This is a genomic window from Photorhabdus sp. HUG-39 (genome assembly GCF_963878365.1).
GTDB lineage: Bacteria > Pseudomonadota > Gammaproteobacteria > Enterobacterales > Enterobacteriaceae > Photorhabdus > Photorhabdus kayaii.
The window spans coordinates 127441-148249 of the sequence record NZ_CAWNWY010000002.1 but is presented as its reverse complement, the minus strand read 5'-3'; the positions used below and the strand labels follow the sequence as shown (position 1 = coordinate 148249).

Genomic DNA, 20809 nt, shown 5'->3' with positions numbered 1-20809 from the left:
CCCTCGGATGTTTCATAACAAAATAACAACATATTCGCAGCAACTTAATAAAGAATATTTATAGAAAATATGCGAGAAAAAATTTCGTAAAAATGGAAAAAGATTTGATACTTGTGAGTGATATCACTTGATAGAATTTTAAGATTAGAATGTTCAAAAATTTATCACGCCCAATACATTAAAAAATATTTAGGTATAAACCGCTCCCTTAATCAAAATAACTTACTAGAATATTTAATTACTTAAACTAATAAAAACAAAACATTATTCTTTATACTCCGATTTTTATCAATTAATGAACTGATTAATATTATTTTTAAAAGCAATTTTTTAAGAAATAAATCATTGAGTATAAATTATCAGCGATTTTTCTGAGAATATCTTACTCGCTCTACCTATCATGTTTTTCCTTTTAAACAAACCACTATCCGAACTGACTCATTATTAAGAAACATATCAAAGAAAATAAGAGCGCATTGATAAAATTTCTCCGGCCTCATAAGCCGGAGAAAAGGCGATCAATCCTTATACCTTATAACTGTATTGATAATATCCGCTAGAATCATAATAGAGACCAGACTTATTCTCTACCGCGTTTAGCAACACACCTTTAATATGAATGCCATTTTGCCTAAATCGGCGAATAGTAACATTAACTTCTTTAACCCTTGTTTTATGATAACGTGCAATTAACAATGAAGTTCCTGCATATCTCCCAATAATCGCAGCATCAGTTACAGCCAAAATAGGAGGAGTATCTACCAAGACATAATCATAATGCTCTTCTGCCCAAGATAATAATTCTTTAAATCTATTATGCATAAGTAATTCTGACGGGTTTGGCGGAATAGCACCTCGATTGACAAAATCAAGCTCAGTAAGATACGTTCTGGTAATAATCCCTTTTAACTGATGTTGACCAGACAAATATTCAGAAAGCCCCATAGATTGAGGACTTTCCAAGATTTTATGTAAACGACCTCTTCTCATATCTGCATCGATTAAAAGCACGCGTTTATTACTTAATGCCAATACAGCGGCAAGATTTACTGAAATAAAAGACTTTCCTAATTCAGGAGCAGAACCTGAAAGAAGAATAATTTTGTTTGCAGATTCCATCATTGAAAAATGCAAGGTTGTTCTAAGGCTACGCAATGCTTCAATAGCTAAATCAGTGGGATCTTGAATAGCTAATAACCGCAATTTCTGACAATGAGTTTGCTTTTTCTGTTGTTGATCAAGTTTGATCTGAGTCTCAGATAGTGGAATAGTAGCGTAAACGGAAACACCGATTTCTTCCAATTGTTCGGGGCTTTCGATGCCTTTACGAAACATGACTCGTATGCAAATCAACCCAGCCGACAATATAAATCCCAATACCATCATCGATGCAATAATCAATAACTTCTTCGGTTTTACCGCTGAGCTTTCTACAATAGCTTCATCGATAATACGCACATTACCCACTGTCCCCGCTTTCACGATATTCAACTCTTGCTGTTTATTGAGTAACTGCACATAAATTTCTTGGTCAACTTGAACATCTCTGGTCAAACGTAAAATTTCCTGCTGTGTTTTAGGTAACCGTTTGATTGATTGATTCAGCCCCTTTTTGGTCTCAACCAAAGTCTTACGTTTATCAAGCAACGCAACATAAGCGGGATGTTGTTTGGTATACAACTGCTGTAATTCAGCTTCTTTGAAAGTCAATTCATTAATCTGTTTCTCAATTTGGACCAATGTCTCCAGAGCCGATTTTGCTTCAAGTGATAAATCGATAGATTCATTCGCTTGACGATATTGATTAAGCAATTCTTCAGAACGATTGAGCTCAATTTTAACTTTAGGCAAATGATTTTTTAAGAAATTAAGGCTACTTTCAGCCTCTTCCATCTTTCTTATCACATTTTGTTGCAAGTAATTTTTACCAATACTATCCAGTATCAATTTTATTCTTGCACGATCATCACCTTCTATTTCAAGCAAGATAATACCGGTATTATTACCTTTTTCTTTTACCCGCAAAGCTTGTTGCAGCCCGCGAATAACACCCAATTGTCCCCGTTTAACCAACGTGAAACTTTGCCCTGGAGCAGCTGAAATATTTGAGATAAGCAAATTTATACCATCGGTATCAAATACTTTGTTCACTTGTCCGTGGAAAACCTGATCGTCAAAAAACAACCGATAATTTTCTGCATTGTCAACATATATTTTTATCCCTTTATTAATATATTCAGGTGATATTGTAAAATGTTTAATAACAATATCAGGCTTTGGTATACCACGAAGACGGGCAATGCCCTTACCTATCACAGGAAAATAATCCGCTGTAACCTGAACATCCAAATTTAGCTCCTTTACTGTCTTTCCTAATATCATTCGGGAAGTTAATAACTCCAATTCTGCCGATATATCTGACGGTTTCCCAGAAAACATATCCGACATGTCGCCAATTAAAGTCAATGCACTACTTCTCTTTTCAACCTGCAATAAAGCATTTGCCTTGTATATCGGAGTCACAATCAGGGAATAACAAAGGCCAATAACGGTGAACAATAGGGTAATTCCACCAATCACCCAGCGATAATCGAATAAGGCACTAAGAAGACGGCCTAAATCAATTTCATCACTATCCGTATGAGTGTGACTTGATTTATCTGATGTAGTCATAAAAAGCCTATAATTACTTTATTGATAAGTAATGAAGAACAGCAAACCCATAATATAAAAATACTTATACCCGTCATCTTTCAAATTGCCTCTTTGTTGGCTGCACTCACTCACCCCGGTCTCATAGTTATCTATGCTCCCGGGGATTCGTTCCCTTGCCGTCGCGATGCATCTTGAAATCCATAGGGTATATAAGTTATAATTTTCCTAACCAACTATTAGCACTATTAAATAATAACTGATACACATATTCATAAACCTCGATATCAGACTTATAAGGATCGGGGATTACCATTTCATTTAACCAATGACCTAAAAGCATTGTTTTCCCCCTTGCCCCTAGATTTATCCTATTTACAGCCTCAATATGTTTTTTTTCCATAACCAAGATCAAACTTGACTTCTGGCATAATTCACTGGTTAGTTGGCGTGCTATATGCCCTTCTAAGGATAATCCATGTCTAGCCGCAACCCTACTTGAGAATTCATTTGCAGGTTTACCAATTAAAGCCGATATTCCCGCAGAATAAATCTCTTTCTGAGGAAATAGTTGCCGCAATAAACGCTCTCCTGTTGGCGATCGACAGATATTGCCCACACAAACAATCAGAATAGAATTGAACATTAATTCGGCCACTTACGAATCCATTTAGTTGTTTCAGTCAGGCTATTAATGCTTGATATCGTTGGCACCAACTGATTGATAACCCGATTCCAGCGAACGACTGGCGCACTAGTAACATAGACAATATCATAAGGTTGCAAATTAAACTCAGTTCCCAGGACTAACGCCGTCGCATCCTTAGCATTGAGCTGATAAATATTGGCTATTTTCCCCTTATTATCAGGCTCATTACGCAGCGAGCGGATAACAAAGATGCCATTAGCATCACTTGATAATTGATCTATACCTTCAGCATTACCCAATGCTTCGGTCAACGTCATTCCACTGCGATCCATACGTAGAGTGGTTTGTTTTCTGACTTCCCCCATAACAAACACTTTCAAATCATCATTACGAGGAATGTATAAGATATCGCCAGAATAGAGCAGACGATTTTGCTTCAGATCACCATTTTGCATCAAATCTTGAAGAGAAATAATCGTTTCTTTTCCCTTATGAGTCAAAATGATCCTCCTCCAGTCAGCATTTTCGGTTAAGCCGCCAGCCTGGTTAATCGCATCAATAATAGTTAAAGGAACGTTAGTGATAGGTTGTTGAGCAGACCTGGCAACTTCACCTGTTACATAGGCTTTTTGTGAACGAAAAGCAGCAATATTGACATCAACTTGAGGTGATTCGATGTACTTCGATAACTTATCCGTAATTATCGTACGCACCTGAGTGACCGTTTTTCCTTTCACATGAAGTTTACCAACATAGGGATAAAAAATCGTCCCATCAGAATGCACCCAGTTACCCGTATCACTAGCACTACGATATTGTCCTGCCGGTATTGTCAATTCAGGATGATCCCAAACAGTAACCATAATGACATCCCCCACACCAATACGGTATTCATACTGTTGTAATTCTTTATCTAATTCAGGATTAGGACGAGCAATAGCAGAATTCACTCGTAAATTTTCAATTAATTTTGGTGTTACCGGATAAACATTTACCAAATTATTAATATCATAGTTACTATCATCATCATTGATTATTTCTTTATTATAAACAGTAAGGCCACTCCCAGGTATAACAGTACAACCACCTAATAGCATAGAACCGAACAATGCCAGAACTATAATTAATTCCTTAATATTCATAAGAAATTTATCCTTAAAAAATAATAAACAAAAAAGAATACAGAAAATAGTATTAATTATAATCTCCCTAACAAAACTAGATTATAATATAATAAGATATAATATAATATAAAGATTTTGCTTAAGAGCCGCAAGATTCCAGGCTACTGGTCATATCACTTGGTAAAAACAATAGAAATCAACTTAATAGCTTTGAAAAATTCAGACCATTAAATAATAGGTAGTAAATTCATTAATTATTCTATTATTTAATATATTTTATAAGGTATTATTACAAACAGAAAGTAAGAACAGACCTATCAAATAAAGGATAGTTAGGATAGTTAGGATATTTATCAGAATTTATCGAAACCAAATACATACTCTCGATGACATTGTGCAGAAAACACATACCTACTTACATCAAATCCGTGTTCATATCATCGACTTTGGTGCTTGAAATGGTGACAAAAATAAAAAAACAAACAATCAATTTATCAAACAATCCCAATTATAAAACCCTAAATTTAGTCATATTATAAATAATAGCTTGGTAGTATCGGATATTTTTAGATTGTTTTAACTTTAAAAATCACCACTTTGTACTTTTCACGTTTATCAACTACCATTACCGGTTGTTTTATATAGCAGTAGAAGATCTGAGAATTGGACATATTCCACAAAAACTTTATCAACTGGGATTACCATGAAAAAATCTACTATACTAAGAATCGCCAGGCCAACTGACAATTTAACTCAAGTTGCTGAAATGTACTGCCGAGGTTTAGGATTTATTCTCCTAGAGCAATTCGAAAATCATGAAAATTTTGATGGCATCATTCTAGGGCATCCAAATCATCTCTGGCATCTCGAATTTACGCATCATCGTGGCACAACAGTAGGAAGATCCCCCACACAGGACAATTTATTGGCCTTCTATATACCAGACCATTCAGAATGGTTAGATCAGATATCATTAATGGAAAACGCTGACTTTATTGCAGTCCCCTCTTACAACCCATATTGGGATATTGAAGGTAAAACATTTGAAGATATTGATGGTTATCGGGTTGTATTACAAAACACAGTATTCCTTGTTTGATTATTAATCGATCTTAAGCATACTTGCCCTAATAACCAACCCACACCTACGTTGTTTTACATTACGCAATAACATTATCAAAACTCAGCTATTGACACTGAGTTTTGATATATTCTTGCAAGTATTTCGTTTGCTGTTCATTTTCAACAATCATTCTTCGGAGATCGAAATAATCTTGTTCAGTTGCCGGGTTAAGTCTTGGGGTGGCTGCATGGCCCACGCTGCCGGAGGAGCCGGTTTGGCCTTGATGACAGGTGGCCGCGATGCGCAACCGGCGATGACCAGCGGCAACATCATTGCGCAGAACATCAATTTCAGATTTGGCATTAGCAAGTTCCTTTGTATGCTGATTATCCAGTTCAGACAGGAGCCTTATCCTCTCCTGCTGATTAACGATTTCATTCTGCTGCTCCAGCAACTCACTCTGTAGCTTAACTGTCGTATCAAGCTGTTTGGTATACTTACCGTAATAGTGATAAGCCAGAAGCGAGGCAAGCGCCAGAGCAATAGCAGTATAACCACGAGAGTTAAACTTCATAATATCGCTCTACAAAAGTGAAAATGCTTTATCAATGACCTCATTGCTATAAGGTTGACTACCATTTTCCATGGTAATAATGGACTTAATAAGCTCTGTCATAAATACTTTATTAAATACATCAACAACCTGATCGCCAGTCACTCCCGTGTCTTTACATACGTGGTTAATATAGGTATCAGTATTATTTTCATTAGTGGGGGCCCATCGTGAAATGATCCCTTTCACTGTTTTAAGGCCATATTTCCGATTGTAATTATGCAAAATTTTAATCATCGCCCGAAGACCATATTCAGGACTGACAAACTGACAGAAAGATTTATCAGTACGCTGTGATGCAGGGATCAAGCCTTGCCAGTCATCACCCCAACGAATATTACCTGGGTTATTATTTCGAATACCTCTGCTCATAATTCACTCCTATTGTTTATTACCTGTTTTGTTATTAACAACTTTTCTTAAGATCTGACCAAAATAGTCGGTGCCCAGATAACCAATAATGACACTGCTGATGTAAGCCAAATCCGTGCTCATACCAAAAAAATTCAACACATCACGGATAAACCAAGCAATCATGGCACACATAATAGAATCCATAATTGTCGTCCAGAATTTACCACCGTTATATCGACCTCTGAGATAAGCCATTGCGGCAGCCAGCGCCGCACCTATACCTTGTTCTTTGACTGACAGCAGCCATAACCATAGCTGCATCCAGATGTCAGGCTGTTTATCCATGTATTTCATCCTTCACACCCACTCACATAAATGGGAATCCATAGGCTGCCGTGTAGCCTTAAATTTGAGTTAATAGGAATACTGCGAAATCAGTAGAATAAGAAAAGGCCACACATAGTGCAGCCTTAAATTTTATAAGGTGATTACTTACATTTAATATAATACCAAGCTCATCAACAAACTCTGCTGGTGTATCATTATGTGTAAGGGAATGATAATAATTAACAGATAAATATACCCGTTATCTTTCAAGTTACTTCTTTATCATATAGAGTTATAGTCACTCATCCATGAACCTCCTTAATATTAAGACTAAATTACAACGTATAATAAACCATAGTTCATGGTAATTATGCACACCTGGTAATAAATCTCTCAAGCCAATTTGGTCAATAAAACGTTTAGCAAGCAATTTCTTTAAGGATGGATCGTGTATCTTTTTTCTGTACAAAATAAAAAAACTACCAACCTCTCGTATTGCATGACGACTAAGAGATCTTTTTAACGACCTTTCACCTTTAATTTCTTTTGAGATTTTAATAATTGAATTAACCACGGTAATATAGCTATCAGCTCGATAATATAATTTTTTACTTTCTCTTGAGCGAGTTATTGATTGCAAATTATGTCGATAACAATACAATTGCTCCTCACAAAAGCCGATTCGATTCGCTATAAGTGACAAATTAATTGTCCATAAGATATCTTCATGAAAGATATTTTCCATAAAACTCAGTTGGTTATTTATAATTAATTCTTTTTTAATAAGTTGTAACCAAACAAAATGTGGCCATTCTCTACACTCAACGCAATATTTTATCCACTCTTTACCCGTTAACACTCTGCCATAAGGTTGTCTACGTGTTATTCTTCTATTCCCTTGTGAGAATGGATCTTCTGTAAAACTGACTCCATTGCCAATTAACACATCTAATCTCTGTTCAATAGCTTGATCAAGCCATTTTCTTAATATTTGTGGTTTCAGCCAATCATCACTATCAACAAATAAAACCCACTCCCCTCTCGCATATTTTATGCCGTAATTTCTAGCTATTGAAACACCACGATTTTCTTGATTAAGTATCCGTATTCTATTATCTCTTTTTTCATATTCTTTAATGACTTCTAAGCTGTTATCTGTTGAACCATCATTAATAATAATGACTTCAAAATTAACATTTTCTTGCGAAGAAATTGAATCTAACAAATAGATTATATTATTTTCATCATTAAAAACAGGGATAATGATAGTAATATCAAACTGAAACATCTATCATCCTTTTAATGAGTTAGTTATTTTTGATAAAAACACCATTTTCATAATAAAAATGCACCTTTTCCCATTGCTATTCACAGACCATACAATATTTTGAGCATCAGTTATAGATGGGATTGAAAATTTCCACCAAAACAGTAAATCATTAAGTATGATAATGATAGAAGGATGCACTGGGAATTTAGGTATTACTATTTCTTGTAAAGATAGAAACAGTATAAAAAATCTATTGGAACAGTTTAAATAAATCGGCAAATGTAGCAGATAAAATTAAAACAATTAAAACAATTAAAACAATTAAAAGTGATATTAATTTAAAATGGCTTATGTAACCTATATTAAAAATACAGTTAAATACTTTGAGGGTAAAAAAGTAAAATATAATCAAGAATAAGAAATAGAAGGAAATAACAGAAGAGGAACTATTCAACTAATTGTAAAATGAGAGATTCAAATGTTAATGTATTATCCTATAGATATTTAACATTGAAAATATATTATTTTATACCGAACAATAAAATATTACATGAAATTATTAGGTATAATTCCATGTAATTTAAATAGCATTTAAAAATTTAAAAGACAATATTATCCCTTATTTATTAATGCAAAAATATTTAAAACTCATAGGCATTCTGGATAACATGGCAAGGGAGACAATTGCACTACAATTCTTTTTCCTGCAACGACGCGTTGTTGGCTTTTCGCCTGCACTGCCCGTTTCTCATCCCAACGTAGACGAGTTCTTAAGAATAACTCACCATGAGAAAACTGCGGACTCAAACGCATAGAAAAAGTGATGGGTAGCATGTCCAAACGATAATTCATCTCACCCACTGTCAACACTTTTCCTTCAACCACCGTCAACAATGACACCTCAACGTTTGCCGTTCTGGGTAGAGAGGTCTGCATGGTCACATCGCCCTCAATCAGACGTGATGCTTCATGCTCAACAGCCTCACTAACACAACCGGTAATCAGCAAACACAACATGACCAACCCTATCTTGGTCATGTTAGGCTGATCCTACGTTGTGACAACGGAGTATGCTGCCCATCCAACAAACGCTGTAATGTTGTCTCATGTTCAAGCCCCATGACAAGACCTCTACTCAGCACCGCAGAAAGCGGCTCATGAACGTTTTGTGGTATATACCCTGACGTAACCCGACGACCACAACAAAGGCTATCATTTTCATGGGGCACATTTGTTAAATGAATGGGTAACGAATTCTCAATTTTCATACTCGCATTCCCAAAGATTCGTTCTGTTGAGAGCCAATCGGAAGTTGAGCTTGCAATAATTCCTGCCAAAATTCAGCATGATCCAACATACTTGAAAGGCTCTCTTCAAAAACAGCCTGATTCAGCCGACTTGCTGACATTTGCCGATAAAGCTGCACCATCAGCGTTGACTCATCAAAACCAAAGTGAAGATCAAACTGATACCAATGACGATTAAAGCTGGCTAATTGGCGGAAAATCCCCTCTCCGACCACAGTGATGTCAGCAACATCTATCTGTAAAACGAGCTGGTCACGTTCAGGAATTAAGATCAAAGAGAGGTGAAGGTGCTCATCAAAACAGAGAGCAGCCACACCTTCATGATTTAAAGCTAGGTGCGGCAAGCCAAATTTAGCAGCAAATTCAGCCAAAACTTGATTGACGATGGCTATCACATCCATGGGTTACTCCTGCTAGAGAAGGCAATCAGACCAACTTGAATTACCGAGTAGTCAAACAAACGGGTTACCCCCGCAGAAAAGGGACTCAGTTTACTACCATCGCCTTTTGGACCTCTGTCACTCAAGGCCAATTCTTTTAATAAAAAGGTCACCCCAGTGATTATCAAAAACCAAACACCGGAGCATAGGAAGATGCTTTTTTTCCTTAACACATTCTGCTTGTTAAGAACTGAAATCTTAATTGGATATTTTCGTTTTTCTGCACCTTTGACGGTATGAGTAGATTTTAAAAACGAGATCAAATAACGGTATCCATCAATAAGAGCGCACCTTTCGGTGCGCCCACGCTTATTATTCAACGGGGTCTACTCCGCCAGCATTACACCACACCAGTCGCCGCGCGCCATGCCTGAACATGGTTCTGATAAAGCTGCTGTATTAATTGCAAAACATCTCTCATGAAATTGTTATCCAATGAAATCTGATCTTCACTCTTCTGTTTTTCATGTTGAGAAATAGATGAATCCACTTCATGTTCCTTGGCTTTAGCCTGAGAAAGCCCCTGTTCTACCTGCACCGAATTATTGGACATACTCTCTAAAGATTTCATCACTGAAGTTAAGAACTGCTGCTTGCTGTTACGACTTTCAAAAACCAAAGTAAGAGATTTCAAAGTGCTCTCATCAGAAAGCTGATCTTTGGCCCATACTTTACCAACCACAGCGCGATCCGCATCGCTATTCTTACCTAGCTGTTGCAATTTAAGATCGATTAATTCGTTACGACCAGCAATATTACTTTCCAACGTCTTCTGCTGCTTAACCGCTTGACTGTTTTTAACGGAAGAAAAACTACCTACCAGCCCTGAACCAACCGTCATTAAGCCTGAAACCACTGCCATAGCAATCATCAATTTGGCACCATGTCGCATCTCATCCACTTGTGATTTCTGAGCATCAATGGACGCTTTATTCTCAATGTCACGCTGTAGAATACCCAGCTCACGCATCCTCTTTGCAATCTCAAAAAGCAGCGACATCATATCCAGCGTGTTATTTAATTCTTGTCCGACATTTCCTAAGCGACTGGGATCGAGGCCCTGTTTCGGTACAATCAATTCAACCTTATCCGTGAACCTCATTTTTTCCGGCTGTTGAATAGCAGCTTCATGTGCTGTCGGTGTCGACACAAAGTTGTCAGTTCCAACTTCAACACCATGACTGGAAGTAACCCCTTGACTACTGACGTTATCATTAATTCTCATCTTTTTATTCCCTAAATTTCCTGTGGTCGGCGGGCAAGGTTATTTATCATGTCTCCCCTGGCATTGAGCATCTGAAAAATCATTTCCATCACATGTTGGAAAGACTCTACCATTTGGGACAACTCCTCTTTGAGCCTGTCCATAACAGCCTGAAATACGGTCAATTCGCTCCGCGAGAGCTGTACATCAGCTTGTCGGTTAGCCGCTTTACTCTGGAAGGCCGCATTGGTAGTTTGAGCAGCACCATTAGCAAGATCCACCGTCATGTCACTTACCTGCATACCGACTTTCACACCACGGGACAAAGTATTAGTTGCTGTACCGGCGGCTTTTGCAGAAAGCTCCGCTGCCTTTACTGCCATCTTAGCTGTCATATCAGCCACTTTACTGCCCATTTTAGCGCCCATTTTCGCTATCAAACCGGCGGCCGAACCACCGAAACTGACCGCCGCCGCTGCCACCGCCATCGTAATCTCAATCGCGGTTATGACCGGCCCTAGCCATTTCATGGTTTCCTTGCTGATTAAACCATCTTGAGCTGCTTGTTGTAGTCCCTGAGAGACTGCACCCATTACCCCTCCGGCAATCAGCAAACCCCCTGCTACCGCACCAACACCGGTAGCAACCATAATTACTCCGACCACAATTGAAGCAATTGCACTGATCCAGCCAAAGATCTTAGAAAACAATCCAGATTTCTGCGCCTCTTTAGCAGAATTTTCAGCTTCTTTAATCTTCTGCTGGTTCTCATCCATTTTCTGCAAGCTTTGTTGACGTGCTCGCTGGATATCTTGGATTTTGAGATCAGTCTGATTACTCTTAAGCTCGCTGGTCAATTTGCCCAATTCAATCTCTATTGCCTCAGATGAGGACAATACCAGAGAGGACAACAACGAAGTTTCTGTCAGCTTTGCTGTCAGCTCTTTTATCAGTCCCACTGCCTGCTTAGCCTCCTGCGTAACCGATTTAATCCTTGCCATTTCTTCTCGGTTAGGGTGAATATTCACCACCACCAATGGTGCTGGCAATGATACTCCTCGTGACCTAGCGGCATCAGAAGACAGCAAATTACCCGCCTGACTAGGCGTGACGTGCTCCTCGCTTTTAGGAGGTATAGTTGCGCGGATTTCATCAACCTGAAAACTGTTGACCCTCGATTGAGGAACTTTAGATTCACTGACTTGAACCATTTTCCTGAGTCCTTTTTATTGTAATAGCTTCTAACATTGCACTGGAACTGGCAGCCAAAGCGGCCTGTTCCGGCAAAGCTGCCGCAAGTTGTTGGGCCGAGTAGAAGCCACTCTCAGCCCCATCGAGTTCTCCTAATTGCAGGAGACATTCGGCAGCATGAAATGGAAAACGGGGCTCATTAATATCAAGCATTGCTCCGTAGCTATAGCTTTGAATTGCCTGCTCCAGTTGCCCCATTGCCTGTCGGCATGCACCCAATCCAAGGAAGAACCGAGAATCATAGTGATCCAACATACACAAAGCCTGGAATATCTTATGTGCATCCTGCCATTTGCCTGACTGATACTGGTTGAACGCTAATGAGTAAAGTTGCTCCAACGTATCACTAGAAATATCCTTCAACATGGCAAGAGTGCCACCATCATGAAGAAAAGATTCCAGCTCTTGTGCATATTGGTCAGAAGTCGTTGATGTTTCTTGATGCTCCATAATCATTCCTTAAATTGCGCCGAGAATATTGCGCATGATGCTGTCATATTTTTGAATAAAACGGTTTAACGCCTCAATAGCCGCGTTATAACGGGAACTAGCCTCATTTAAACGTGTTGTTTTTTCCTGGACAATATTGTTTAGTGGATTTACACGATCATTAACCGAAGTAGAGAAGTTGGCTAATCGATTATTTTCCTTATTATATTCATATGAATCTGCCAGACCTGTCATAGCGCCACTTTGCTTATCGGAACTTTCTAAGAATTTCTTAATAGAGATTTTAGAGTCAGAAGATATCTTCCTTAACAGTTTATATTCAGCACTTTTCTCAAAAGCAGCCTGATCACTAAAACCATATTTCTTATGGTCCAACAAATTGAAGGAGCCATCAGTAATATTAAGCGTCACATTAGCTGCTAATTTCGCATTAATCTCCGATTGAATAACACTGTAAATCTTTAACTCTGCGGTCAATGTAGCCAGTTCATCACGCAACTCAAGTCGTTTTTTATCATGACCTGACATAACAGAAACAAAAATATCGATTACATCATCATCAAGACGATCCGGCGTTAAATTAAAATGAACCGCAGCCAGAAAATCCCTTAATGTCCAATCAGTTTTTAATGTCGGGCTATTCAAGAAGGATTTAAGATTCTCAATACCATTCTTTATTTGGCTATCGAAATGACCATTTTCGACAATAGCGTTCGCTGGCAGAAAATAGGCAATCAGTTTTTTCAGGAGCTCCTTATTTTCAGTGACAACATCAGAATCAGATGTAATCTTGATCCCCTTATCAAAAATAAGATTAACCAATTCATCAAGCTTCGAAGATTTAGAACCTTGTAATTGCTCTAGCGAAACCCCTTCCAGATCTGCCAAGAAAAGCTGTGGGTCATTTTGATATGGCCTAATTTCCACCTTCAACCTTCAAACTCCTTATACAATAATGCCACGCATACGAGGTGGGCGACGAAGACGCTTTCCCTCTTCCAGAGAGGGTAGTTGGTTGCTTCGTAAGCGATTAACTTCTGTCAGCAACTCTTGCTCAGCATTCTGAACCAAAGTAACGTCAGCATGACCAAACAGTTCTGTACCTACACTTGGGTTGATGCCAAGAGACTGCCACATCTCCTGCAATAGTTGCAGTCTGTGATCACTGTCCTCAATGGCTGCCTCAGCAGCTTGCAGTACCTTGGCGTTGGGTTCCTCTTGCATCCATGACTCCTATAATAAAGAGAGATATTGATTCTTCCTGTCAACGTTGGACTTTTTTTTGTTGTTTTCTCATTTGATGTAGCGATATAACGCAACTGGCTTCTAACTCGAACCAGCCAGCCGCAACCTCACTTGCGCCTGTCCAGCGATGGTAAAACCGGGCCAAACGTTCATCATTAAGAGGAGAGTCAACCAAAGTATTAACTTGACCATAAAGCCGGCTACCCGGCCCAAGTACGGCCATCGTTGCTGTTGCCAACAGATAAAGAGGCGCAAATGGATTAGCAAGCCCTCGACGCTGCCGGGTACGGCGTAACATCACGATCCAAACTCGCGGTGCATCATAACGCCAGGCAATTTCACAACCTTCATACCATACACGCCAGCCAAGAGGGATTGGACTATTCCCCATACAGTGAGGCTGTACTGAATAACCTTGCTCCTCAAACCAAGGGGTAAGCGGATCACGGTTCATAGACACACCCTACCAAGCGGTTGGATGTTGATCTGTTGAGTCAACTCTTGATACGAGAGCACAGGCAAGCCGTGGTGATCACCTTCAATTAACTTACGGACATAGCGACGAATATCCATTGATACGATCAACACTGGCTTATTCTGCATTTGCGTTAAATCGCCCACTGTTTTCTTCATCTGTTCGAGGAAACTTTGTGTCACTGCCGGGTCCAGCGCAAGGTAGCTACCCGCGCTCGTTTGGCGAATACCTCCTCGAATTTGCTCCTCTACCTGTTGATCCAACAGATAAGCGGGCAAGATATTGTTGCCATTAGCATACTTGTAACAAATGTAACGCTTGAGACTACTGCGAATATATTCCGTTAATTGCACCACATCTTTTTCTTTCTGCCCCCATACCACCATAGCTTCGAGAATCGTACGTGTATTACGAATAGAGATGTCCTCGCCTACCAACCGTTGCAGTATCTCGGTCATCCGTTGCAATGGGATTATGCGCATGGCCTCCTTGACCAATTCCCCATAACTGCCTTCCATCTGTTCTAGAAGATAACGGGTTTCCTGCACGCCAATAAAATCTTCGGCATACTCCCGCAACACATGTGACAAATGCCAAGTGATCACCTGAGACATGGATAAAGCCGCCAGCCCGGATTTCACCAAACGTTCCTGATGTGCTTCCGCTACCCACAAGGTAGGCTGGTTAGGTAATAGAGGTTCCCCTTCTTCATAAGGGATAGCCAGTAATTCCAACTGACTGACTGGTTCCTGCACCAGTAAATGCGCTGAGCGCAGCCGACCACGGGCAACGGGCACCTCTTGTAGCTGGATCAGGTATTCTCCTTGCTTCATCCCTTCATTAAAGCGCAAATGGATACCCGGAAATGGTACGCCCAGATCCAAATAGAGGGCGCGTCGTACCCGTATTAATTCATCATTCAGTGAAATAGCTTCCAGCTCAGCCTGTAATCCCGCATCCACATCAATAAGTAAAGGAACCGTCATAGCAAATTCCTCTTTCTCACTCAGTTTTCCAGCTTTGGCCTTACTGCCGCTCTTGGGTTTAGATTTGGCCGCCGGCGCGCCTGCTCCTTGGGCTAACAGGCTAGGAAGATCCGCTTGTTGGCTGGCGTTAGCTTGGCGCTGACGCTGGAACAGCAAATAGCCACCACCCGCCACCACCAGTGCAAGAATTAAGAAAGTTAATGTAGGGAATCCAGGAATAAGGCCAAATACCACCAATAAAACACCGCCAATTAATAGTGCCTTTGGTTGAGCAACGACCTGATCACCAATCTCACTACCTAGATCAGAGGCGTCTTCTGACGAAACTCGGGTAACAATGATGCCTGCCGTAATCGCAATCAACAGGGCAGGAACCTGAGAGACCATACCATCACCAACGGTCAAAATGGCGTAGAGCTGCAATGCATCGGACGCTGACATCCCTTTTTGGGTGACGCCTATAGTTATCCCACCCAAAATGTTGACAAAGATGATGAGGAGACTCGCAATCGCATCACCCTTAACAAATTTCATCGCACCATCCATCGAACCAAACATCTGGCTCTCTTTTTCGATAATGCTACGCCTCTCCCTGGCTTCATTGACGTCAATAACGCCGGCACGCATATCTCCGTCGATACTCATCTGCTTACCCGGCATGGCATCAAGGGAAAAACGAGCACTAACCTCAGCTACGCGCTCCGAACCTTTGGTTATGACGATAAATTGTACAATGGTGATAATCAGAAAGATCACTATCCCGACTATCAGGTTGCCACCGACAACGAAATTACCAAAGGTGTAGACTATTTTACCGGCATCTGCTTGCAGGAGGATCATCCGGGTGGTACTGACGGAAAGCGCCAAACGAAACAGCGTGGTCACTAGCAAGACCGCAGGAAAAGCGGAAAACTGTAAAGGGGAATTGATATAGACCGCCATCATCATGAGCACAACAGAGATGGTCATATTAATGGCGATCAAAATGTCAAGTAGGACAGGCGGAAGCGGCAAAACCATCATGAAGACCACGGCTAGCAACAATACTGCCAACATGATGTCTTTACGCTCGCCAATCAGACGCAATAACTCAAACCCACGGTTCACAATAGGGCCCCTTGAGCGAGATAACGCTGATAAGCACTGCGTGCTTCTTCCAGGTTCCCTTCCTGTTGACAAGCACGGCTAACACAAAGCCAGAGGGCGGCGCTTTGTTCACCCTGCTCTTGTAAGAGAGTGCAATGTTCTTTTGCCATACTCCCCTCTTGCAATTTAAGTAATGAAACCACCAAGGCGCGACGCCCTTCCTGATGTTCAGGATGCAAAGCCAGTAATGCATCCAATAAAATACGAGCTCGGTCAGGATGACCGTATTGAAGTTGAAGCCAGCCGAGCAGCAACAGAGCGCTCTGCTGTTTAGCACTGAGAGTCATGGTCATACCTTGTGCAACAGGTGCAGAGCCATCTGCAACAACTGTTCATCTTGATTCATTTTTTCCAACAGGGAGACAGCATGCTGTACCCTGATGTCATTACCTTGTTGCAAAATTGTACGCAGACCACTAACCGCCTGACGAAAATCATGTGGACGCAACAGAGAGTGAAACCCATCTTGCGGGCAGGCAAAAGCCAACAAAGCCTGATCTGCCTTGTTGGCCGGATAAAGACGTGCGGCGTGTGTCTCAACGGATTGACCATCGGGCAATAGCGCGTAGCGATCAGGTAAACTAACCTCTATCTCTTCCCGACTGATCGCCGTTAGTTGCTCAATTCCTATATGGGCAGCAGCGATTTTGCTCACGAAGCGAGCACCTCACGCTGTACTCTTAGCAAAGAGCGAAATGCCTGATGCAGCAAGGGCAACGTTATATGTCGTTCATCTAATGTCATAAACAATAACAGACGATCTTCTCCCAGCCAGCCACAACGCAAGGGCAGCTCGGGCCCCTGACCACTGAAAGTGAGTAGCATCGCTTTCACCATGACCTCTTTTCCCTGATGCCAGGGAATTTCACGGGCCAGCCAAAGTGTTAATGCGCCACCATAGCGCTCAATTTGCAACGTACCAGAATACTCAAAATCGATTTGGATCAAGGGGCTAGAAGCATCAGACATCTCCATACCCAAATCCTGACAAAACTGGAGCAACTGTGGCTCTATCCAGTTCATGATGCTCCCTCTCCCGACCACAATTCGTCTTCTTCTCTCTCAATTGCTGTATCCAGCGCCAGCTGACAAGCATTAAGCAGGTTTTGGCGCTGCTCTTCATCACTGAACACTTCCACCGGAATCAAACGAATCAATCGCTTCAATTCCCGGTAGAAATGAATTTGAGTTTGGTTATCCTGCAATCCCAAAGCATGACCGAGTATTTCAACATCTCGCACATTGGCCCAACGTTTCTCAACCAGAGAAACGACATCCCCCATAAGGTCAGAAGGCCCGTATGCCATGACTTTCCCCCTCTACCACGCTTTTCCATAACTGTTCAACCTGAACCGATAAACTGTTAAGCAAACGGAGTTTATGCATGTCACTCATCACACGTTCCAACTTAATAGGATCAAGTTGCCGCTGTTGGCTGTCCAGATCAGCACTCAACGCTTTCATGATGAATCCTGTTACTTCCATCAGGGAACTACTCTTGAAATTGGATTGAATATCCCGCCAGGCAGCCGACAACCCTTGATAATCCATCACTGCATCACGATAGATGTTGCGCAACGCTTGCAAGTTGCCAACCCCATTTTTAGCTGCTGTCGTGGCATCAGGCGTAATGCGGGCCCCCAACTCAATAGCAATTCCTTGCTCTCGCGCTAAGCGTGATAACTCCTGTTCAACCAATGTCAATATGGCATGTGCCTCTGGCCTGCCTGCCAGCGCATCACGCGCCTGACTTAGCGCATAGAATTGCTCACTCACCTCACCAGAGAAACTTTCCAGATAAGCCTGTAACTGAGCAATATTAGTCAGTTGAGCATTATTTAAGTGGGAGATTAATGCCTTGACCTTTTGCTGACGCTCTAAATCTGGCACCTTCTGCAAATATTCACCCACCAATGCCTCAATTTCTCGCACCCTGGCATGTCCATCGCTAACTTTACGTTTGGAGAGTGGCATATCCTTGCGTTCCGAAAATGCAAAAGTCATCTCTTCGGCCGCATCAGCAAAAGACTGGGATGCTGATACCAGCACAACTTTCTCTCCCTGAAACTGACCTACCTTAGCTTGTTCCTGTTGTGCGGTAACCCCAGCACCCAGTTCTGATAAAGTTACCGAATGAAGATGATTCTGGATAATATCCATAGTCTACCTTGTCATATCAGAGTTAATAATGAACAAATTATAAAGATACCGCTCCTGTGCCTATGCCAAAATCAGTCGTGAATTTTTAGCAAAAACCGCCATAACTCAAGGAAGAGCCCCATTGTTCTGATATAAGACTCATAAAACATGAGCAACACACTGTGAATAAAATAGGAAATCTTACCGATAAAGCAGAGAACAGCCAGGTAAACTCCAACCATTTTCTAAAAACTCCCGACTCAGGTTGCAATCCCTTCCTCCTCCCCTTCTTTATAGTATTTATAGCAGAGGTTATATAAACGATCATGAAGCTTTCCCTAGACCATATTCCCGGCAAAATGCGCCACGCCATTAATGAATGCCGGCTAATTCAGATTCGCGGCAGGGTTACTCAGGTCACGGGTACACTACTTAAAGCCGTTATTCCTGGTGTACGGATAGGTGAACTTTGTCACTTACGCAATCCTGACAACACACTGTCGCTTTTGGCGGAGGTGATTGGATTCCAACAACATCAAGCCTTGTTAACACCTCTTGGCGAGATGTTTGGTATCTCTTCAAATACCGAAGTGAGTCCAACCGGAGCCATGCATCAAGTTGGCGTGGGGGACTACCTGTTAGGACAAGTCCTTGATGGGCTAGGTAATCCATTTTCCGGCGGTCAATTACCGGAGCCACAAGCCTGGTATCCGGTTTACCGAGATGCTCCGGCCCCTATGAGTCGTAAACGGATTGAGCACCCGCTCTCTCTCGGCGTACGCGCTATTGATGGCTTACTCACTTGCGGCGAAGGTCAACGTATGGGGATTTTTGCTGCCGCTGGCGGCGGAAAAAGTACGCTGTTATCTACGTTGATTCGTAGCGCCGAAGTTGATGTTACCGTGCTGGCGCTCATCGGTGAACGTGGCCGTGAAGTGCGGGAATTTATCGAATCGGATCTTGGTGAAGAGGGCCTAAAACGCTCAGTGCTGGTGGTAGCGACCTCAGACCGCCCGGCAATGGAGCGGGCTAAAGCAGGATTTGTTGCTACATCAATCGCTGAATATTTTCGTGATCAAGGTAAGCGTGTGCTCCTGCTAATGGATTCCGTGACCCGTTTCGCCCGAGCGCAACGAGAAATAGGTTTAGCTGCCGGTGAGCCGCCAACCCGACGTGGTTATCCCCCGTCAGTGTTCGCCGCTTTGCCACGGCTAATGGAACGTGCTGGTCAATCCGACAAAGGTTCGATTACCGCCCTCTATACCGTTTTGGTGGAAGGCGACGACATGACAGAGCCTGTCGCAGACGAGACCCGCTCTATCCTTGATGGTCACATTATTTTGTCACGCAAACTGGCGGCGGCTAACCACTATCCAGCTATCGATGTGTTACGTTCCGCTAGCAGGGTGATGAATCAAATTATCACTCCTGAACATCAGGCTCAGGCCGGCCTGTTGCGCAAATGGCTAGCTAAATATGAAGAAGTTGAGCTTTTGTTGCAGATTGGAGAGTACCAAAAAGGGCAAGATCCCGTTGCTGACAATGCCATTGCGCACATTGAAGCAATACGTAGCTGGTTACGCCAAGGCACCCATGAGCCAAGTGATTTACCGCAAACCTTAGCTCAATTACAGCAGATAACAAAATAATGATTGGCCGTTTACAACGTATAAAGACCTTGCGAGTCGAACGCGCTGAAAAACATTTTTCCTTGCAACAAATGAAACTGCAAACGGCCCGTCAACACCATCAGCAGGCTTTGCAAACCTTGCAAGATTACTGTCAATGGCGAATAGAAGAAGAACAACGGCTTTTTGAATTGTGTCAGGGCCAACCTATTGACCGCAAAGGCCTTGAACGCTGGCAACAACAAGTTGCCCTGTTACGCGAAAATGAAGCGCAACTGGAAAAGCAAGTGGCTGAAATGACCGAAAAAGTGGAATTGGAACTCCGTCAATTAAAAGAGTGTCAACGTGTTCTGCACCACGCACGCCAACAGCAAGAAAAATTTAATGAATTGGGTCGTCAGCAACAAGAGGCGATCCGAGTCCAAGGTGAATACCAGGAAGAGCTGGAACAAGAAGAGTTCCATCGCCAGGAAAGAGTGTAAAACA

The 20809-nt window shown here is 41.5% G+C and carries 26 protein-coding genes; 3 read left to right on the top strand and 23 right to left on the bottom strand.

What is annotated here, in order from left to right:
* Positions 1-525 precede the first annotated feature (525 nt).
* The 3 genes from AAC155_RS02430 to AAC155_RS02420 all read right to left on the bottom strand — a co-directional run bounded on the left by AAC155_RS02430 (position 526) and on the right by AAC155_RS02420 (position 4443).
* Positions 526-2673: a polysaccharide biosynthesis tyrosine autokinase gene (locus tag AAC155_RS02430; protein WP_113040898.1), complete on the bottom strand. Its 2148-nt coding sequence runs from the start codon at positions 2671-2673 to the stop codon at positions 526-528.
* Positions 2674-2869: 196 nt separating this feature from the next.
* Positions 2870-3298, bottom strand: a complete 429-nt coding sequence (locus AAC155_RS02425; protein ID WP_112879068.1) for an arsenate reductase/protein-tyrosine-phosphatase family protein — start codon at positions 3296-3298, stop codon at positions 2870-2872.
* Positions 3298-4443, bottom strand: a complete 1146-nt coding sequence (locus AAC155_RS02420; protein WP_113040897.1) for a polysaccharide export protein — start codon at positions 4441-4443, stop codon at positions 3298-3300. Before AAC155_RS02420 ends, AAC155_RS02425 begins: the two co-directional genes overlap by 1 nt.
* Before the next feature lie 685 nt (positions 4444-5128).
* On the opposite strand from AAC155_RS02420, the gene AAC155_RS02415 reads away from it, so the two are divergent.
* The gene (locus tag AAC155_RS02415) at positions 5129-5524 is read left to right on the top strand and encodes a VOC family protein (RefSeq protein ID WP_113040896.1); all 396 of its coding nucleotides are present in this window, start codon (positions 5129-5131) and stop codon (positions 5522-5524) included.
* Between the two features lie 88 nt (positions 5525-5612).
* On the opposite strand, the gene AAC155_RS02410 is transcribed toward AAC155_RS02415, so the two are convergent.
* The 20 genes from AAC155_RS02410 to sctW all read right to left on the bottom strand — a co-directional run bounded on the left by AAC155_RS02410 (position 5613) and on the right by sctW (position 18716).
* Positions 5613-6062: a lysis protein gene (locus AAC155_RS02410; protein ID WP_113040895.1), complete on the bottom strand. Its 450-nt coding sequence runs from the start codon at positions 6060-6062 to the stop codon at positions 5613-5615.
* Between the two features lie 9 nt (positions 6063-6071).
* Positions 6072-6473, bottom strand: coding sequence for a structural protein (locus tag AAC155_RS02405; protein WP_113040760.1), 402 nt, complete (start codon positions 6471-6473; stop codon positions 6072-6074).
* A 9-nt stretch (positions 6474-6482) separates the two neighbouring features.
* Positions 6483-6809: a phage holin, lambda family gene (locus AAC155_RS02400; protein ID WP_112894998.1), complete on the bottom strand. Its 327-nt coding sequence runs from the start codon at positions 6807-6809 to the stop codon at positions 6483-6485.
* 271 nt (positions 6810-7080) lie between these two features.
* Positions 7081-8070, bottom strand: a complete 990-nt coding sequence (locus AAC155_RS02395) for a glycosyltransferase (RefSeq protein WP_113040894.1) — start codon at positions 8068-8070, stop codon at positions 7081-7083.
* Between the two features lie 630 nt (positions 8071-8700).
* Positions 8701-9090 (bottom strand): YscW family type III secretion system pilotin, encoded by a 390-nt coding sequence (locus AAC155_RS02390; protein ID WP_113040893.1) that lies wholly within the window; start codon positions 9088-9090, stop codon positions 8701-8703.
* The gene (locus AAC155_RS02385) at positions 9087-9320 is read right to left on the bottom strand and encodes a T3SS regulon translocated regulator ExsE family protein (protein ID WP_112879050.1); all 234 of its coding nucleotides are present in this window, start codon (positions 9318-9320) and stop codon (positions 9087-9089) included. The genes AAC155_RS02390 and AAC155_RS02385 overlap by 4 nt, the downstream gene beginning before the upstream one ends.
* Positions 9317-9760: a type III secretion system chaperone gene (locus tag AAC155_RS02380; protein WP_112894993.1), complete on the bottom strand. Its 444-nt coding sequence runs from the start codon at positions 9758-9760 to the stop codon at positions 9317-9319. The genes AAC155_RS02385 and AAC155_RS02380 overlap by 4 nt, the downstream gene beginning before the upstream one ends.
* Complete coding sequence (locus AAC155_RS02375) at positions 9751-10119, bottom strand: hypothetical protein (RefSeq protein WP_113040892.1); 369 nt, start codon at positions 10117-10119, stop codon at positions 9751-9753. Before AAC155_RS02375 ends, AAC155_RS02380 begins: the two co-directional genes overlap by 10 nt.
* A gap of 20 nt (positions 10120-10139) precedes the next feature.
* Positions 10140-11024 carry a YopD family type III secretion system translocon subunit gene (locus AAC155_RS02370; RefSeq protein WP_113040891.1) on the bottom strand — a complete coding sequence of 295 codons (885 nt, stop codon included), beginning with the start codon at positions 11022-11024 and terminating at the stop codon, positions 10140-10142.
* 11 nt (positions 11025-11035) lie between these two features.
* Positions 11036-12214, bottom strand: coding sequence for a type III secretion system translocon subunit SctE (gene sctE, locus AAC155_RS02365; protein ID WP_113040890.1), 1179 nt, complete (start codon positions 12212-12214; stop codon positions 11036-11038).
* A complete protein-coding gene (locus tag AAC155_RS02360) occupies positions 12198-12704 on the bottom strand; it encodes a SycD/LcrH family type III secretion system chaperone (RefSeq protein ID WP_036809084.1) in 507 nt (168 codons plus the stop codon). The genes sctE and AAC155_RS02360 overlap by 17 nt, the downstream gene beginning before the upstream one ends.
* 9 nt (positions 12705-12713) lie before the next feature.
* On the bottom strand, positions 12714-13631 hold the full coding sequence (locus AAC155_RS02355; RefSeq protein ID WP_113040956.1) for a virulence-associated V antigen: 918 nt from the start codon (positions 13629-13631) through the stop codon (positions 12714-12716).
* An 18-nt stretch (positions 13632-13649) separates the two neighbouring features.
* Entirely contained in the window at positions 13650-13928 is a 279-nt protein-coding gene (locus AAC155_RS02350) for an LcrG family type III secretion system chaperone (protein WP_113040889.1), read from the bottom strand.
* 40 nt (positions 13929-13968) lie between these two features.
* Positions 13969-14403, bottom strand: a complete 435-nt coding sequence (locus AAC155_RS02345; protein ID WP_112894986.1) for an LcrR family type III secretion system chaperone — start codon at positions 14401-14403, stop codon at positions 13969-13971.
* Positions 14400-16466: a type III secretion system export apparatus subunit SctV gene (sctV, locus tag AAC155_RS02340; RefSeq protein ID WP_113040955.1), complete on the bottom strand. Its 2067-nt coding sequence runs from the start codon at positions 16464-16466 to the stop codon at positions 14400-14402. Before sctV ends, AAC155_RS02345 begins: the two co-directional genes overlap by 4 nt.
* A 47-nt stretch (positions 16467-16513) precedes the next feature.
* Positions 16514-16843 carry a type III secretion system chaperone SctY gene (gene sctY / locus AAC155_RS02335; protein WP_112894985.1) on the bottom strand — a complete coding sequence of 110 codons (330 nt, stop codon included), beginning with the start codon at positions 16841-16843 and terminating at the stop codon, positions 16514-16516.
* Positions 16844-16845: 2 nt separating this feature from the next.
* Positions 16846-17211 (bottom strand): YscX family type III secretion system protein SctX, encoded by a 366-nt coding sequence (gene sctX, locus AAC155_RS02330; RefSeq protein WP_112879040.1) that lies wholly within the window; start codon positions 17209-17211, stop codon positions 16846-16848.
* Positions 17208-17579: a type III secretion chaperone SycN gene (gene sycN, locus AAC155_RS02325; RefSeq protein WP_113040888.1), complete on the bottom strand. Its 372-nt coding sequence runs from the start codon at positions 17577-17579 to the stop codon at positions 17208-17210. Before sycN ends, sctX begins: the two co-directional genes overlap by 4 nt.
* A complete protein-coding gene (locus AAC155_RS02320; protein ID WP_113040887.1) occupies positions 17576-17863 on the bottom strand; it encodes a TyeA family type III secretion system gatekeeper subunit in 288 nt (95 codons plus the stop codon). The genes sycN and AAC155_RS02320 overlap by 4 nt, the downstream gene beginning before the upstream one ends.
* On the bottom strand, positions 17844-18716 hold the full coding sequence (sctW, locus tag AAC155_RS02315; RefSeq protein WP_113040886.1) for a type III secretion system gatekeeper subunit SctW: 873 nt from the start codon (positions 18714-18716) through the stop codon (positions 17844-17846). Before sctW ends, AAC155_RS02320 begins: the two co-directional genes overlap by 20 nt.
* A gap of 305 nt (positions 18717-19021) precedes the next feature.
* On the opposite strand from sctW, the gene sctN reads away from it, so the two are divergent.
* A complete protein-coding gene (gene sctN, locus AAC155_RS02310) occupies positions 19022-20344 on the top strand; it encodes a type III secretion system ATPase SctN (RefSeq protein ID WP_112879036.1) in 1323 nt (440 codons plus the stop codon).
* Positions 20344-20805: a type III secretion protein gene (locus tag AAC155_RS02305; protein WP_113040885.1), complete on the top strand. Its 462-nt coding sequence runs from the start codon at positions 20344-20346 to the stop codon at positions 20803-20805. The genes sctN and AAC155_RS02305 overlap by 1 nt, the downstream gene beginning before the upstream one ends.
* The last annotated feature ends 4 nt before the right edge of the window (positions 20806-20809 follow it).